10 protein-coding genes are annotated in these 13970 nt (G+C 67.6%); 7 read left to right on the top strand and 3 right to left on the bottom strand.

Annotated elements, in window-relative coordinates:
* Positions 1-107 precede the first annotated feature (107 nt).
* Positions 108-1532, top strand: a complete 1425-nt coding sequence (locus ACP26O_RS11055) for an MFS transporter (RefSeq protein ID WP_175664968.1) — start codon at positions 108-110, stop codon at positions 1530-1532.
* A 143-nt stretch (positions 1533-1675) separates the two neighbouring features.
* Here ACP26O_RS11055 and ACP26O_RS11050 read toward each other — a convergent pair whose 3' ends face one another.
* Together ACP26O_RS11050 and argA are read right to left on the bottom strand one after the other, a co-directional pair.
* Entirely contained in the window at positions 1676-1951 is a 276-nt protein-coding gene (locus tag ACP26O_RS11050; RefSeq protein WP_006755553.1) for an oxidative damage protection protein, read from the bottom strand.
* A gap of 49 nt (positions 1952-2000) precedes the next feature.
* A complete protein-coding gene (gene argA / locus ACP26O_RS11045) occupies positions 2001-3380 on the bottom strand; it encodes an amino-acid N-acetyltransferase (protein WP_011657403.1) in 1380 nt (459 codons plus the stop codon).
* 23 nt (positions 3381-3403) lie between these two features.
* Here argA and hrpA point away from each other — a divergent pair, with 23 nt between their 5' ends.
* The 5 genes from hrpA to ACP26O_RS11020 all read left to right on the top strand — a co-directional run bounded on the left by hrpA (position 3404) and on the right by ACP26O_RS11020 (position 11521).
* Complete coding sequence (gene hrpA, locus ACP26O_RS11040) at positions 3404-7609, top strand: ATP-dependent RNA helicase HrpA (RefSeq protein WP_175664967.1); 4206 nt, start codon at positions 3404-3406, stop codon at positions 7607-7609.
* A 180-nt stretch (positions 7610-7789) separates the two neighbouring features.
* Positions 7790-8779 (top strand): beta-propeller fold lactonase family protein, encoded by a 990-nt coding sequence (locus tag ACP26O_RS11035; protein WP_012364241.1) that lies wholly within the window; start codon positions 7790-7792, stop codon positions 8777-8779.
* Between the two features lie 16 nt (positions 8780-8795).
* Positions 8796-9770 (top strand): sterol desaturase family protein, encoded by a 975-nt coding sequence (locus ACP26O_RS11030; protein WP_175660461.1) that lies wholly within the window; start codon positions 8796-8798, stop codon positions 9768-9770.
* Positions 9771-9881: 111 nt separating this feature from the next.
* Entirely contained in the window at positions 9882-10709 is an 828-nt protein-coding gene (locus ACP26O_RS11025) for an EI24 domain-containing protein (RefSeq protein WP_011657400.1), read from the top strand.
* A complete protein-coding gene (locus ACP26O_RS11020; RefSeq protein WP_175664966.1) occupies positions 10706-11521 on the top strand; it encodes a competence/damage-inducible protein A in 816 nt (271 codons plus the stop codon). The genes ACP26O_RS11025 and ACP26O_RS11020 overlap by 4 nt, the downstream gene beginning before the upstream one ends.
* 127 nt (positions 11522-11648) lie before the next feature.
* Here ACP26O_RS11020 and ACP26O_RS11015 read toward each other — a convergent pair whose 3' ends face one another.
* Positions 11649-12113 carry a rhodanese-like domain-containing protein gene (locus ACP26O_RS11015; protein WP_175664965.1) on the bottom strand — a complete coding sequence of 155 codons (465 nt, stop codon included), beginning with the start codon at positions 12111-12113 and terminating at the stop codon, positions 11649-11651.
* 410 nt (positions 12114-12523) lie between these two features.
* On the opposite strand from ACP26O_RS11015, the gene glnA reads away from it, so the two are divergent.
* Positions 12524-13939, top strand: coding sequence for a type I glutamate--ammonia ligase (gene glnA / locus ACP26O_RS11010; protein WP_006758924.1), 1416 nt, complete (start codon positions 12524-12526; stop codon positions 13937-13939).
* Positions 13940-13970 lie beyond the last annotated feature (31 nt).

Here is a 13970-nt window from a genome sequence, read left to right as displayed (position 1 = left end):
ACCAGAACGTAAAGCCGTAAAGCAACCCCGCCAGCCGGCGGCGCAAGGCCGGCCATCCGGCAAGGCGCGCGACAGTCGCGCCGCCGATCACAAACATGGAGACATCGATGAGCCGTCCGCAATCCCCGTCCGCCGCGCCGAGGCCCGGCCGCGCCGCTCTCGCGGCCTTCGTCGGCACCACGATCGAGTGGTACGACTTCTACATCTACGGCACCGCCGCCGCGCTCGTGTTCGGCAAGGTGTTCTTTTCCGGCACGATGGATCCCGGCGTCGCGACGTTGCTCGCGTTCGTCACGTTCTGGGCCGGTTTCGCCGCGCGGCCGCTCGGCGGGATCGTGTTCGGGCATCTCGGCGATCGCGTCGGCCGCAAGACCGCGCTCGTGATCACGCTGATCATGATGGGCCTTGCCACGACCGGCATCGGCCTGTTGCCCGGCTATGCGTCGATCGGCGTGTGGGCGCCCGCGGGCCTCGTCGTGCTGCGCGTGCTGCAGGGCATCGCGGTGGGCGGCGAGTGGGGCGGTGCGGTGCTGATCGCGAGCGAGAACGCGCCGAAGCATCGCAGCATCCTGTATGCGGCCTTCGCTCAGCAGGGCTCGCCCACCGGCAACCTGCTCGCGACGATCGCCTTCTTCGCGTTGAGCGCGTTGCCGACGCCGTCGTTCCTGATGTGGGGCTGGCGCATTCCGTTCCTGCTGTCGGCGGTGCTCGTGATCATCGGGATGGTGATCCGGCTGCGGCTCGAGGAATCGCTCGACATGCAGCGCGTGCTCGCGCGCAAGCGGACGGTGAAGCTGCCGCTGCGCGACGTCGTGCGCGACCACTGGCCCGTCGTGCTGCTCGCGGCCGGCACGCTGCCGGTGATCAACGTCACGTATTTCCGCAGCACGTTCGCGTTGTCGTGGGCGACCAAGGAGCTTGGCTACGCGCAGGGCACGTTCCTCGGCATCCTGTCGATCTCGCTCGTCGTGCAGTTCCTGATGCAGCCGATCGGCGCGTGGTTCGTGTCGAAGATCGACATGCGCCGCGCGATGTGCTGGATCCTGATTCCCGAGATCGTGCTGATGCCGGTGATGTTCCATGCGCTCGCGACCCGCTCGTACTGGGTCGCCGTCGCGGGGATGTGCATCTCGACGATCCCGTCGGCGATGTTCTACGGTGCGGTCGGCGGCGTGCTCGCGCGCGTGTTTCCGGCCAACATCCGCTATACGGGCCTGTCGCTCGCGTATCAGTTGAGCGCGCTCGTCGTCGGCGGCGGCACGCCGGTGCTCGCGCAGGCGATCCTGAACGCGACCGGCAGCATCGTCGGCGTCGCGATCGCGTCGGGGCTGTATGCGCTCGTGTCGCTCGGCTGCATGCTCGCGCTGCTCAATCGCACCGGCTACCGTGCGGATGAGCTGTCGAGCGCCGAGCGCAGCGATGCGGCCGAATGGGGCGCCGCAAGCGCGAGTGCCGACGCCGCGGCCGGCGAGTCCGCGCAGCCGGACGAGCGCGGCACGTTGAAACCGGCGGGACAGGCCGGCGCGACCTGACCTGGCGGCATCGCATGCACCGGGCCGCCTCGCATCGGCTCGATCGCGCGCCCCCCAAAAGCAAACGGCACCGGGCGATGCACGGTGCCGTTTGCGTTGCTTCGCGCGAGGCCGGTACGACCGGCCCGCGCGATCCGCGATGCTCAGCCTTCCGTCGGCGGCACGAAGCCGGACGCCTGGTCCGCGCCGTCGCCGAAGAAGTACTTCTCGGTCTGCTTCATCAGGTACTGGCGCGCGCGCGGATCGGCCATGTTCAGGCGGTTCTCGTTGATCAGCATCGTCTGCTGCTTGAGCCAGCCTTGCCACGCTTCCTTCGACACGCTTTCGTAAATGCGCTTGCCGAGTTCGCCCGGCAGCGGCGGGAAATCGAGAGCCTCGGCTTCCTTGCCGAGCTTCGCGCATTGAATCATTCGAGCCATCGTGTACTTCTCCTGTAATCGGACTGGGGGAGGGCAGTCGTGCCTGCGCTCAGAGCTGCTTCATCAGCACGAGCGACTTGCGCTGCCAGTTATAGAGTTTGCGGCGGTCTTCCGGCAGGTCGTCGACGCTGACCTTGACGAAACCGCGCTTGAGGAACCAGTGCTCGGTGCGCGTCGTGAGCACGAAGATATGCGTGAGGCCGCGCGCGCGGGCGCGCTGCTCGATGCGCTTGAGCAGGCGTTCGCCGTCGCCCGAGCCCTGCGCTTCCGGCGCGACCGTCAGGCACGCCATCTCGCCGATCTTTTCCTGCTGGTACGGATACAGCGCCGCGCAGCCGAACAGCACGCCATCGTGCTCGATCACCGAGAAGTGGTCGATGTCGCGTTCGATCTGGTGGCGGCCGCGCCGCACCAGCGTGCCGTCCGACTCGAGCGGCTCGATCAGCGACAGGATGCCGCCGACGTCGTCCGGCGTCGCTTCGCGCAGGCTTTCGAGATTCTCGTACGAGATCATCGTGCCGACGCCGTCGTGCAGGAACAGTTCGAGCAGCATGCTGCCGTCGAGCGACTGCGGGATCAGGTGGGCACGGGTCACGCCGCCGCGGCACGCGCGGATCGAGTGCTTCAGGAAGAACGCGTCGTCGCCCTGGACGTTGCCGGAATCGAGCAGCTCGGCGGCCGCATCCAGCGACATTTCACGGACCAGCTCGCCTTCGTCGCCGACGATGCCGGGCGCTTCGGTCAGGAAGATGATCTTGTCGGCGCGCAGCGCGATCGCGGCCGCCGACGCGACGTCTTCCATCGACAGGTTGAACGCTTCGCCGGTCGGCGAGAAACCGAGCGGCGACAGCAGCACGAGCTTGCGGCTCGCGAGCGAATGACGGATCGATTCGGCGTCGATCTTGCGCACGATGCCCGTGTGCGCGAAATCGACCCCGTCGAGAATCCCCACTGGCCGTGCGGTCACGAAGTTGCCGGACACGACGCTGATGTGCGCGTGCGCCATCGGCGAGTTCGGCAGACCCTGGCTGATCGCGGCCTCGATGTCGAGACGCACTTCGCCGGCCGCTTCCTTCGCGGATTCGAGCGCGCGCGCGTCGGTGATGCGCAGCCCGTGCGAAAACTCGGATTCGACACCATGCAGGCTCAGCTGCTCCTCGACCTGCGGGCGCGAGCCGTGCACCAGCACGATCTGGATGCCCATCGCCTGCAGCAGCGCGATGTCGGACACCAGCGCGTTCAGGAGTCCCTGCTGCACCACCTCGCCGCCGAACCCCACGACGAACGTGCTGTTGCGGAACTTGTGGATATAGGGCGCGACGGAGCGCATCCAGTCGACGAACTGCGCGTGGCTGGCGGCCGAATCGTCGGCGGCCGGCGGCGTCGCGGCGCCGGTCTGGGCGGGAGGGAGGTCGGTTTGGGAATTCATGGGCGGGATTATAATGCGCCCCCATGTCGAATGTACCTAAAAGTCCCGCGCCGACGCGGGCCAAAGCGCCGTCGGCCAGGCACCCGGATGGTGCGGCCGATGCGCGTGAGCAGCAAGGCCAGCCGCCGCGCCAGCCGCAGCAACAGCAGGCAGGCAAGCCGCCGCGCGGGCCGCGCGGTGACGAACGGCGCGGCGACGCGCACCCGCCGGCCGCGGCGACGGACGCACCGCGGGCGGATGCGCGCCCCCCGCGCCGCGAGCGTGCGCCGCGCGCGGCCGTCGCACCGAATCCCGTTCCGCCGATCACGTATCCCGAAAGCCTGCCCGTATCGGGCAAGCGCGACGAAATCGCGCGCGCGATCGCCGATCATCAGGTTGTCATCGTCTGCGGCGAAACGGGGTCGGGCAAGACCACCCAGCTGCCGAAGATCTGTCTCGATCTCGGCCGCGGCCTCGGCGCCGGCGGCACGGGCCTGATCGGCCATACGCAGCCGCGGCGCCTGGCCGCGTCGTCGACCGGCCGGCGGATCGCCGAGGAACTCGGCACGCCGTTCGGCGAGGTGGTCGGCTACAAGGTGCGCTTCACCGACAATCTCGCACCGGGCGCGTCCGTGAAGCTGATGACGGACGGCATCCTGCTCGCCGAGACGCAGACCGACCCGCTGCTGAAGGCGTACGACACGCTGATCATCGACGAGGCGCACGAGCGCAGCCTGAACATCGACTTCCTGCTCGGCTACCTGAAGGAGATCCTGCCGAGGCGGCCGGACCTGAAGCTGATCGTCACGTCCGCGACGATCGACGCCGACCGCTTCGCGCGCCATTTCGGCAGCGACGCGCGCCCGGCGCCGGTGATCGAGGTGAGCGGGCGGCTGTATCCGGTCGAGATGCGCTACCGCCCGGTGGCCGAGGATCGCCCGGCCGTGAAGAACGCCGAGGGCACGGGCGGCCGCGACCGCGTGAAGACCGCGCGCGAGGCCGAACGCGACCTGATGGACGCGATCGTCGACGCGGTCGACGAACTGTGCCGCGAAGGCCCCGGCGACGTGCTGGTGTTCCTGCCCGGCGAGCGCGAGATTCGCGAGGCGGCCGAGGCGCTGCGCAAGCACCATCCGCCGCATACCGAGATCCTGCCGCTGTTCGCGCGACTCTCGGCGGCCGACCAGGACAAGGTGTTCAAGGCGTCGAACGCGCGCCGCATCGTGCTCGCCACCAACGTGGCCGAAACGTCGCTGACGGTGCCGGGCATCCGCTACGTCGTCGATACCGGTCTCGCGCGCGTGAAGCGCTATTCGTACCGGAACAAGGTCGAGCAGCTGCAGGTCGAGTCGATCTCGCAGGCCGCCGCGAATCAGCGCGCGGGTCGCTGCGGCCGGGTGGCCGATGGCGTGTGCATCCGCTTGTACGAGGAAAGCGACTACCAGGCGCGCGCACGCTTCACCGATCCGGAAATCCTGCGCTCGTCGCTCGCGTCGGTGATTCTGCGGATGAAGTCGCTGCACCTGACCGAGATCGAATCGTTTCCGTTCCTCGAGCCGCCGCCCGGCCGCGCGATCGCGGACGGCTACCAGTTGCTCAACGAACTCGGCGCGGTCGACGACGACAACGCGCTGACGCCGCTCGGCCGCGAACTCGCGCGGCTGCCGCTCGATCCGCGCGTCGGCCGGATGATCCTCGCCGCGCGCGACCAGCAGTCGCTGCGCGAGGTGCTGATCATCGCCAGCGCGCTGTCCGTGCAGGACCCGCGCGACCGTCCGATCGAAGCGCAGGAGCAGGCCGACCAGGCACACCGCCGGTTCGCCGACGAGCGCTCCGAATTCCTGCAGTGGCTGAAGATCTGGGCGTGGTTCGAAGAGGCCGTCGCGCACAAGAAATCGAACCGTCAGCTGATTGACGCGTGCCGGCAGAACTTCCTGTCGCACCTGCGGCTGCGCGAATGGCGCGACGTCCATTCGCAACTGCTGACGGTCGTGCGCGAGCATGGCTGGCGGCTCAACGAAGTCGAGGCGACCCACGAGCAGATTCATCTGGCCCTGTTGACGGGCCTGCTCGGCAACCTCGGCATGAAGGCCGACGACGATCCGCACTATCTCGGCGCGCGCGGGATCAAGTTCTACCTGTGGCCGGGCTCCGCGCTCGCGAAGAAGGCCGGCCGCTGGGTGATGGCGGCCGAACTCGTCGAGACGAGCCGGCTGTACGCGCGCTGCCTCGCGAAGATCGAGCCGGAGTGGATCGAAAAGGTAGGCGCACACCTGCTGAAGAAGTCGCTGTCGGAGCCACACTGGGAAAAGCGCCCCGCGCAGGTCAGCGCGTTCGAGCGCGCGACGCTGTACGGGCTGCCGATCTACCACCGCCGGCGCGTCGCGTTCGGCCGGCAGGATCCGGCGCGCGCGCGCGAGCTGTTCATCCGCGGCGCGCTGGTCGAGGGCGAGTTCGACACGAAACTGCCGTTCTTCGCGCACAACCGCAAGCTGCTCGCCGACATCGAGCAGCTCGAGCACAAGTCGCGCCGGCAGGACGTGCTGGTCGACGACGAGCTGATCTACGCGTACTACGACCAGGCGATTCCGGAGGGCATCCACACGGGCGCCGCGTTCGAGCGCTGGTATCGCGACGAGGTGAGCAAGGGCGGCCGGGCGGAGGACAAGCAGCGGCTGCTGTACCTGTCGCGCGACGACCTGATGCGCCACGAGGCGGCCGGCGTGACGACCGAGCTGTTCCCGAAGCGCGCGACGATGGCCGGCGTCGAGATGGCGCTCACGTACCACTTCGAGCCCGGCACGCCGCGCGACGGCGTGACGCTCGCGGTGCCGCTGTATGCGCTGAACCAGGTCGACGCGCGCCGCTGCGAATGGCTCGTGCCGGGGATGCTGAAGGAGAAGGTGCAGCTGCTCCTGAAGTCGCTGCCGCAGAAGCTGCGCCGGCACTGCGTGCCGCTGCCCGAGTACGCGGCCGGCTTCGTCGAGCGCATGGGGCGCGAGCGCTTCGGCGCGGGCGGCCTCGTCGAGGCGCTGATCGCCGACGTGCGCGGCGAGACGCAGGTCGCGATGAAGACGGCCGACTTCAAGCTCGAGACGCTGCCCGCGCACCTGTTCATGAACTTCAAGGTGATCGACGAGCACGGCCGCCAGCTCGCGATGGGGCGCAATCTCGCGCAGCTTCGACAGGAGCTGGGCGCGCAGGCGCAGCAGCAGTTCCAGAAGATCGCGGCGGCGTCGACGATCGCGCCCGGCGGCGAGGCTGGCGCGGGCGACGCGGGCAATGCTGGCGACACGCCGGCGCCCGCTGCCGCGCAGGGTTCGGCGGCGAAGGGCGGCAAGGCCGGCAAGGGCGCGGCGCCGCACACGGGCGCCGCGGCGGAAGCCGGCGCGACCGCGCTGTACGAGAACCTGACGACGTGGAACTTCGGCAAGCTCCCCGAGCTGCTGGAGATCCGCCGGCGCGGCCAGACGCTGTACGGCTATCCGGCGCTCGTCGATCGCGGCACGCATTGCGACGTCGAGGTGTTCGACTCGCCGGAGGAGGCCGCGCGGATTCACCGGGCCGGCCTGCGGCGGCTGTTCGCGCTGCAACTGAAGGAGCCGATCAAGTTCCTCGAGAAGAACCTGCCGGGGCTGCGCGAGATGGCGATGCAGTACATGTCGCTCGGCACGCAGGACGAGCTGCGCGACCAGCTGATCGACACGGCGCTCGACCGCGCGTGCCTGCAGGATCCGCTGCCCGACGACGACGCGAGCTTCCATGCGCGCCGCGACGAGGGCCGCAGCCGCCTGAACCTGCTCGCGCAGGAGATCGCGCGGCTGGTCGGGCAGATCCTCGCCGAATACGCCGGGCTCGTGAAGAAGCTCGCGCAGGCGAAGCCGTTCGCGCAGGCCCACGCGGATCTCCAGCAGCAGCTCGCGGCGCTGGTCGGCAAGCGCTTCGTGATCGACACGCCTTACACGCAGCTTGCGCACTTCCCGCGCTATCTGAAGGGCATCGCGTTGCGGATCGACAAGCTGAAGGCCGACCCGGCGCGCGACGCGAAGCAGTCCGGCGAGCTGCTGCCGCTCGTGCAGCAGTACCAGCGCGCGGTGTCGCAGCGCGGCGGCGTCGCCGATCCGCGGCTCGCGGAATTCCGCTGGCTGCTGGAAGAATTGCGAATTTCGCTGTTCGCGCAGGAACTGCGCACGCCGATGCCTGTCTCTGTCAAGCGTCTGCACAAGGTGTGGGAGTCGATGCAGCGCTAGCGCCACGGCGGCCCGCCGGCCCCCGCGCCGGCGGTCGGCCGCTGCCGCCCCGCGACGCCTGCCGCAGTCGGCCGCCCGGCCGCCGCGGCGTGCGTCAATGTGGCGCAACCCGGGCTTGCGTCAACCGGCGGGGCCGGTCGAACGTTCTACAATGACTGCTGTTCCACGACGTGAGTCTTCATGCGCACTTTCCTTTCCCTCGGCCGCGCACTCGCGCTGGCCGCCGCCGTGCTGGCGCCGGCCGCACACGCGAATAACGTGATCATCCTCAACTCGGCCGAAGCGACGCTTTCCCTGATCGACCAGCAGACTCGCGAGGTCGTCTCCACGCTGCCGACCGGCAAGGAGCCGCACCATCTGATGGCGACGCCCGACAATTCGTCGCTGATCGTCGCAAATTCGATCTCGAACAGCCTGATGTTCCTCGATCCGAAGACGGGCAAGCTGCAGCGCACCGTCGAGGGGATCGACGATCCGTACCAGCTCGGCTTCTCGCCCGACCGCAAGTGGTTCGCGGCGGCGGGGCTGCGGCTCGACCGCGTCGACATCTACAGCTACGACGGCCACGACGTGCACCTCGCGAAGCGCGTGCCGCTCGCGGTGATGCCGAGCCACCTCGCGTTCACGAAGGACAGCAAGACGCTGCTCGTGTCGCTGCAGGTGTCCGGCGAGATCGCGGCGATCGACCTGCCGACGCAGACGGTCAAGTGGAAGATGAAGGTCGGCAAGGTGCCGGCCGGCCTGTGGCTCACGCCGGACGACAAGTTCCTGCTGGTCGGCATGACCGGCGCGGATTATGTCGCGGTCGTCGACTGGCGCAACCAGAAGGTCGTCAAGCAGATCTACACGGGCAAGGGCGCGCACAACTTCCGCTCGCTCGCCGACGGCTCGCACGTCGCCGTCACGAACCGGGTCGCGAACACGATCAGCATCCTCGACGAGAACACGCTCACCAACGTCGGCGACATCACCGGCCTGCTGCCGGGGCCGGACGACATGGAGCTGTCGGCCGACAAGAAGACGCTGTGGGTGACGTTCCGCTTCGCGAAGAAGGTCGGTATCATCGATCTGGCATCGCGCAAGCTGGTGCAGACGATCGCCGTCGGCCGTTCGCCGCACGGCATCTACTTCTACGACCGCGCGCCGTGGAAGGCCGCGAACGGCGCGTGACGGGCGGAGGCGAACGATGCTGCACCTGATCGATGCGTTCGTGTCGGACATCCAGACCTGGCTGTACGTCGACGTCGTGCAGCCGCTCCTCTTCAAGTTCAACCTGATGGACTATGACGAGGACACCTACGACGCACTGTACTGGGTGATCATCGGCGCGCTCCAGATGGTGCTGATGTTCGCGCTGCTGCGCCCGCTCGAGGCGCTCGCGCCCGTCGAGCGCTGGAAGAACCGCCGCGCGGTGCGGGTCGACGTGATCTACACGGCGATCTCGAAGCTCGGCATCTATGCGCTGTTCTTCTTCTTCGCGCTGCAGCCGGTGTTCGACCAGTTCCAGTCGTGGCTGCGCCTGCACGGCATCGCGAACTTCAACCTCGACTATCTGTGGCCCGGCGTGACCTCGCAGCCGATCGTCGCGTTCGCGATCTACCTCGTCGTGCTCGACTTCGCCGGCTACTGGTATCACCGCTGGCAGCACAAGTTCGGCATCTGGTGGGAGCTGCACGCGGTCCATCACAGCCAGCGGCAGATGTCGCTGTGGTGTGACGACCGCAACCATCTGCTCGACGACGTGCTCCAGTCGTGCTTCTTCGCGGCGATCGCGCTCGTGATCGGCGTGACGCCGTCGCAGTTCGTCGTGCTGACCGCGGTCACCAACTTCCTGCAGAGCATCCAGCATACGAATGCGCGGCTGTCGTTCGGCCGGCTTGGCGAGCGCCTGCTCGTGAGCCCGACCTTCCACCGCCGCCATCACGCGGTCGGCTACGGCCATGAAGGCACCAAGTACGGCTGCAACTTCGGCGTGCTGTTCCCGTGGTGGGACGTCATGTTCGGCACCGCGTCGTGGAACCGCACGGTCGAGCCGACCGGCATCCGCGAGCAGATCGACGGCGTGTCCTACGGCGACGGCTTCTGGGCGCAGCACGGCCTCGCGTTCGTGCGGATCTTCCGGCGCCTCGTTCCCGCGAAACGCGGCGCGGCGTCGGCCTGAGCTCGTCACCGTCCCGTTGAACCGCTTCCCCACACGGCCCGCATGCGCTTTGGCGCATGCGGGCCGTGTGGTTTATCCTTTCCCCGTTTTTCTCCGTCGATACAGGTTCGCATGAACGACTTGCTGCGCTCCTTCATCCGGGCGCTCGCCAGCGCGCTGCACCCGCGCATGCTGTGGCTTACCCTGATGCCGTTCGTCGTCTCGGCGCTGCTGTGGGGCGTGTTGCTGTGGTTCTCGTGGCAGACGCTGATCGATGCCGCGCGCGGCGCGCTCGACGGCTTCGTGCTGACCGCCGCGCTGTACCGCGCGTTCGACGCGATCGGGATGTCGCAGCTGCATGCGGTCGTCGCGCCGTTCGTCGTCGTGTCGCTCGCGATCCCGCTGATCGTGCTGACCGTGCTGCTGCTGATCGCGACGATCTCGATGCCGGTCGTGATCAAGCACCTGTCGAACCGCCAGTTCGCCGCGCTCGAGGCGAAGCGGGGCGGCACCTTCGTCGGCAGCGTGGTCAATTCGCTCGGCGCGGCGCTCGTCGGCGTCGTGCTGCTCGTCGTCACGATCCCGCTGTGGCTGATCCCGCCGTTCTTCGCGCTGCTGCCGCCGGTGATCTGGGGCTGGCTCACGTACCGCGTGATGACCTACGACGCGCTCGCCCAGCACGCGAGCCGCGACGAGCGCCGCGCGCTCGTGCGCCAGCATCGCTGGCCGCTGATCGGCATTGGCGTCGCGACCGGGTTGCTCGGCACCGTGCCGACCTTCGTGTGGGTGTCGTCGGTCTGGATGATGGTGCTGTTTCCGTTCGTGGCGGCGGCCATGATCTGGGTTTACGCTTTCATCCTGGTCTTCTCGGCGCTGTGGTTCGGGCACTATTGCCTGCGCGCGCTGGACGACCTGCGCGCGAGCTCGCGCGCCACCGCAATCGACATGGGGCAGGCATGAGCATCGGCATCATCATCATCGGCGACGAAATCCTTTCGGGTCGCCGACAAGACAAGCATCTGGCGAAGGTCATCGAGCTGCTCGGCGCGCGCGGCCTCGCGCTCGACTGGGCCGAATACGTCGGCGACGATCCGGCGCGGATCACCGCGACGCTCGCCCGCGCGATCGCGTCCGGCGACATCGTGTTTTGCACGGGCGGGATCGGCGCGACGCCGGACGACCATACGCGCCAGTGCGCCGCCGCCGCCCTCGGCGTGCCGCTCGCGCTGCATCCGGAAGCGAAGGCGCTGATTTCGGAGCGCATCCGCGAGACGCACACCGATCCGGCCACGCCGGTCGATTTCGATTCGCCGGAAAACCGGCACCGCTTCAACATGGGCGTGTTTCCGGTGGGCGCGACGATCATCCCGAACGGCTATAACCGGATTCCCGGTTTCTCGGTCGGCGAGCTCCATTTCGTGCCCGGCTTCCCGGTGATGGCATGGCCGATGATCGAATGGGTGCTCGATACGAAGTACCAGCATCTCCATCATGTGACGCCGCACGCGGAGCGTTCGCTGTTCGTGTTCGAACTGCCCGAATCGACGTTGACGCCGCTGATGGAGAACATCGAGCGCGACTTTCCCGGCGTGCGCGTCTTCAGCCTGCCGAGCGTGGGCGACGCGGAGCGCGGCGGCATCTACGCGCGCCGGCATATCGATCTCGGCGTGAAGGGCGAGCCGGAAGCGGTGGCGGCCGCGTTCGTGAAGCTGCGCGAAGGCGTGCACCTGCTCGGCGGCGACGTCGTCGAGCCGGATGCGCCGCGCGCCTGAGCGGCCCGAGATCCGTCACGCAAACGGGCCGCGCAAAAACCACGGGCCGCGCAACGCGGCCCGTCATCGGGATGTCATCGCCCGGCTCGACGATGTGGCAGTCGGGCGTGCGTGAACGGATGCGCGCTCAGGCGCCGATCCACGGCAGTTTCCGGAAGCACCAGCCGTCGACCGTCTTGCGGTGGCCTTCGCCGTCCTTGCCGCCTTCGAAGCCTTCGAGCAGGTCGAACGCCTTCATGAAGCCGGCCTGCGCCGACGCGACCGCGGCGAGCTTCGAGCGCGCGGCGCTGCGGCACAGGAACAGGATGGGCGTATCGGCCGGAAGGGCCGCCTTCAGTTCGTTGACGAATTCGGCGTTCGGCACGCCGCCCGGGTAGCGCGTCCATTCGAGGTGCAGGTACTGGCCGTCGCCGACGAGCGGGCGGCCGACCCAGTCGAGCTCGGCGCGGGTGCGCACGTCGACGAGGCGTGCCGACGGGTCGAGCTGCAGCAGTTCGAATGCCTCGACCGGCAGCAGCGCGCCGGCATAGTTGAGCGCGCCTTGGGTGCGGCGTTCTTCGGCCTTCGCGTAAAGCTGATCGAGCGTACTCATGGCAGGAGGTCTCCGTATGGTTCGGTCAAACGAACATTCTAGCGCGCCGCCGCCGCGCGGATGTGCGCGTAGCCTGCCGCGCATGCACCGCCCCGTGCTCACCAAAAGAGTGCAGAATGGTGCGCATGCACCACAATGATTCAGCCGCGCATGTGCCCTCCGGAGATTGCACCATTTCAGTGCGATCGTCCGGCCCCCGGGTGCGGCGCCCGGCCCCGGAATCGCGCAGCAGGGCCCCGTGGTGGCGCGGGCTGGCGCGATTCATGTCGCATCTGTGCATGGCTGGCACGGTTGCTGCTATATAGAATTCGGTCGACCCGGGGCGCGCTGCGCCAAAGCCAGACTCCGGGCAGCTCGGTAAACGAGGCGGTTCCCAGTCCGCCGGAATTGTTCAATCAGGAGAAGAGGTTATGAGTAAAACCGTCGCCGACGTCATGCAGCTCGTGAAGGACGAGGACGTCAAGTTTGTCGATTTCCGCTTCACGGATACGCGCGGCAAGGAACAGCACGTGTCGGTGCCGGTTTCGGCGTTTGACGAAGACAAGTTCGAAAGCGGCCATGCATTCGACGGCTCGTCGATCGCGGGCTGGAAGGGCATCGAGGCGTCGGACATGCTGCTCATGCCGGACCCGAGCGCTGCCTTCGTCGACCCGTTCTATGAAGAGTCGACCCTCGTGCTGACCTGCGACGTGGTCGAACCGGCCGATGGCAAGGGCTACGAGCGCGATCCGCGTTCGCTCGCGAAGCGCGGCGAAGCGTACCTGAAGAGCACGGGCATCGGCGACACGGCCTACTTCGGTCCGGAACCGGAATTCTTCATTTTCGACTCGGTCCAGTGGAACACGGACATGTCGGGCTGCTTCGTGAAGATCAACTCCGAAGAAGCACCGTGGTCGGCAGGCAAGGAATTCGAAGGCGGCAACACGGGCCACCGTCCCGGCACGAAGGGCGGCTACTTCCCGGTCGCGCCGGTCGACACGTTCCAGGACATGCGTTCGGAAATGTGCCTGCTGCTCGAACAGCTCGGCATCCCGGTCGAAGTGCACCACCACGAAGTGGCGGGCCAGGGCCAGAACGAAATCGGCACGAAGTTCTCGACGCTGGTTCAGCGCGCCGACTGGACGCAATGGTCGAAGTACATCATCCACAACGTCGCGCACTCGTACGGCAAGACGGCGACGTTCATGCCGAAGCCGGTCGTCGGCGACAACGGTTCGGGCATGCACGTTCACCAGTCGATCTGGAAGGACGGCCAGAACCTGTTCGCGGGCAACGGCTATGCCGGCCTGTCGGAACTGGCGCTGTTCTACATCGGCGGCATCATCAAGCACGCCCGTGCACTGAACGCGATCACGAACCCTACGACGAACTCGTACAAGCGTCTGGTCCCGCACTTCGAAGCACCGGTCAAGCTCGCTTACTCGGCGCGTAACCGTTCGGCATCGATCCGCATTCCGCACGTGTCGAACCCGAAGGGTCGCCGTATCGAAACGCGCTTCCCGGATCCGATGGCGAACCCGTACCTGTGCTTCACGGCGCTGATGATGGCCGGCCTCGACGGGATCCAGAACAAGATCCATCCGGGCGAAGCCGCGGACAAGAACCTGTACGACCTGCCGCCGGAAGAGGATGCAAAGATCCCGACCGTCTGCGCGGGCCTCGACCAGGCACTGGAAGCGCTCGACAAGGATCGCGAGTTCCTGACGCGTGGTGGCGTGTTCACCGACAGCATGCTCGATGCGTACCTCGCGCTGAAGGAGCAGGAGCTGGCGAAGTTCCGCATGACGACGCATCCGATCGAGTTCGAGATGTACTACTCGCTGTAATCGGCGATGGCGCTTCGAGTGAGCGCCGTCA

It is taken from the genome of Burkholderia sp. R-40, from assembly GCF_049942845.1.
In the GTDB taxonomy this organism is placed as follows: domain Bacteria; phylum Pseudomonadota; class Gammaproteobacteria; order Burkholderiales; family Burkholderiaceae; genus Burkholderia; species Burkholderia ambifaria.
This window is presented reverse-complemented; position numbering and strand designations above follow the sequence as displayed.

What these genes read in the sequence shown, in the direction of transcription:
- glnA (WP_006758924.1), top strand. Translation starts at nt 12,524, where the DNA reads ATGAGTAAAACCGTCGCCGACGTCATGCAGCTCGTGAAGGACGAGGAC.
- ACP26O_RS11020 (WP_175664966.1), top strand. Translation starts at nt 10,706, where the DNA reads ATGAGCATCGGCATCATCATCATCGGCGACGAAATCCTTTCGGGTCGC.
- ACP26O_RS11055 (WP_175664968.1), top strand. Translation starts at nt 108, where the DNA reads ATGAGCCGTCCGCAATCCCCGTCCGCCGCGCCGAGGCCCGGCCGCGCC.
- ACP26O_RS11050 (WP_006755553.1), bottom strand. Translation starts at nt 1,951, where the DNA reads ATGGCTCGAATGATTCAATGCGCGAAGCTCGGCAAGGAAGCCGAGGCT.
- ACP26O_RS11030 (WP_175660461.1), top strand. Translation starts at nt 8,796, where the DNA reads ATGCTGCACCTGATCGATGCGTTCGTGTCGGACATCCAGACCTGGCTG.
- ACP26O_RS11035 (WP_012364241.1), top strand. Translation starts at nt 7,790, where the DNA reads ATGCGCACTTTCCTTTCCCTCGGCCGCGCACTCGCGCTGGCCGCCGCC.
- ACP26O_RS11025 (WP_011657400.1), top strand. Translation starts at nt 9,882, where the DNA reads ATGAACGACTTGCTGCGCTCCTTCATCCGGGCGCTCGCCAGCGCGCTG.
- hrpA (WP_175664967.1), top strand. Translation starts at nt 3,404, where the DNA reads ATGTCGAATGTACCTAAAAGTCCCGCGCCGACGCGGGCCAAAGCGCCG.
- ACP26O_RS11015 (WP_175664965.1), bottom strand. Translation starts at nt 12,113, where the DNA reads ATGAGTACGCTCGATCAGCTTTACGCGAAGGCCGAAGAACGCCGCACC.
- argA (WP_011657403.1), bottom strand. Translation starts at nt 3,380, where the DNA reads ATGAATTCCCAAACCGACCTCCCTCCCGCCCAGACCGGCGCCGCGACG.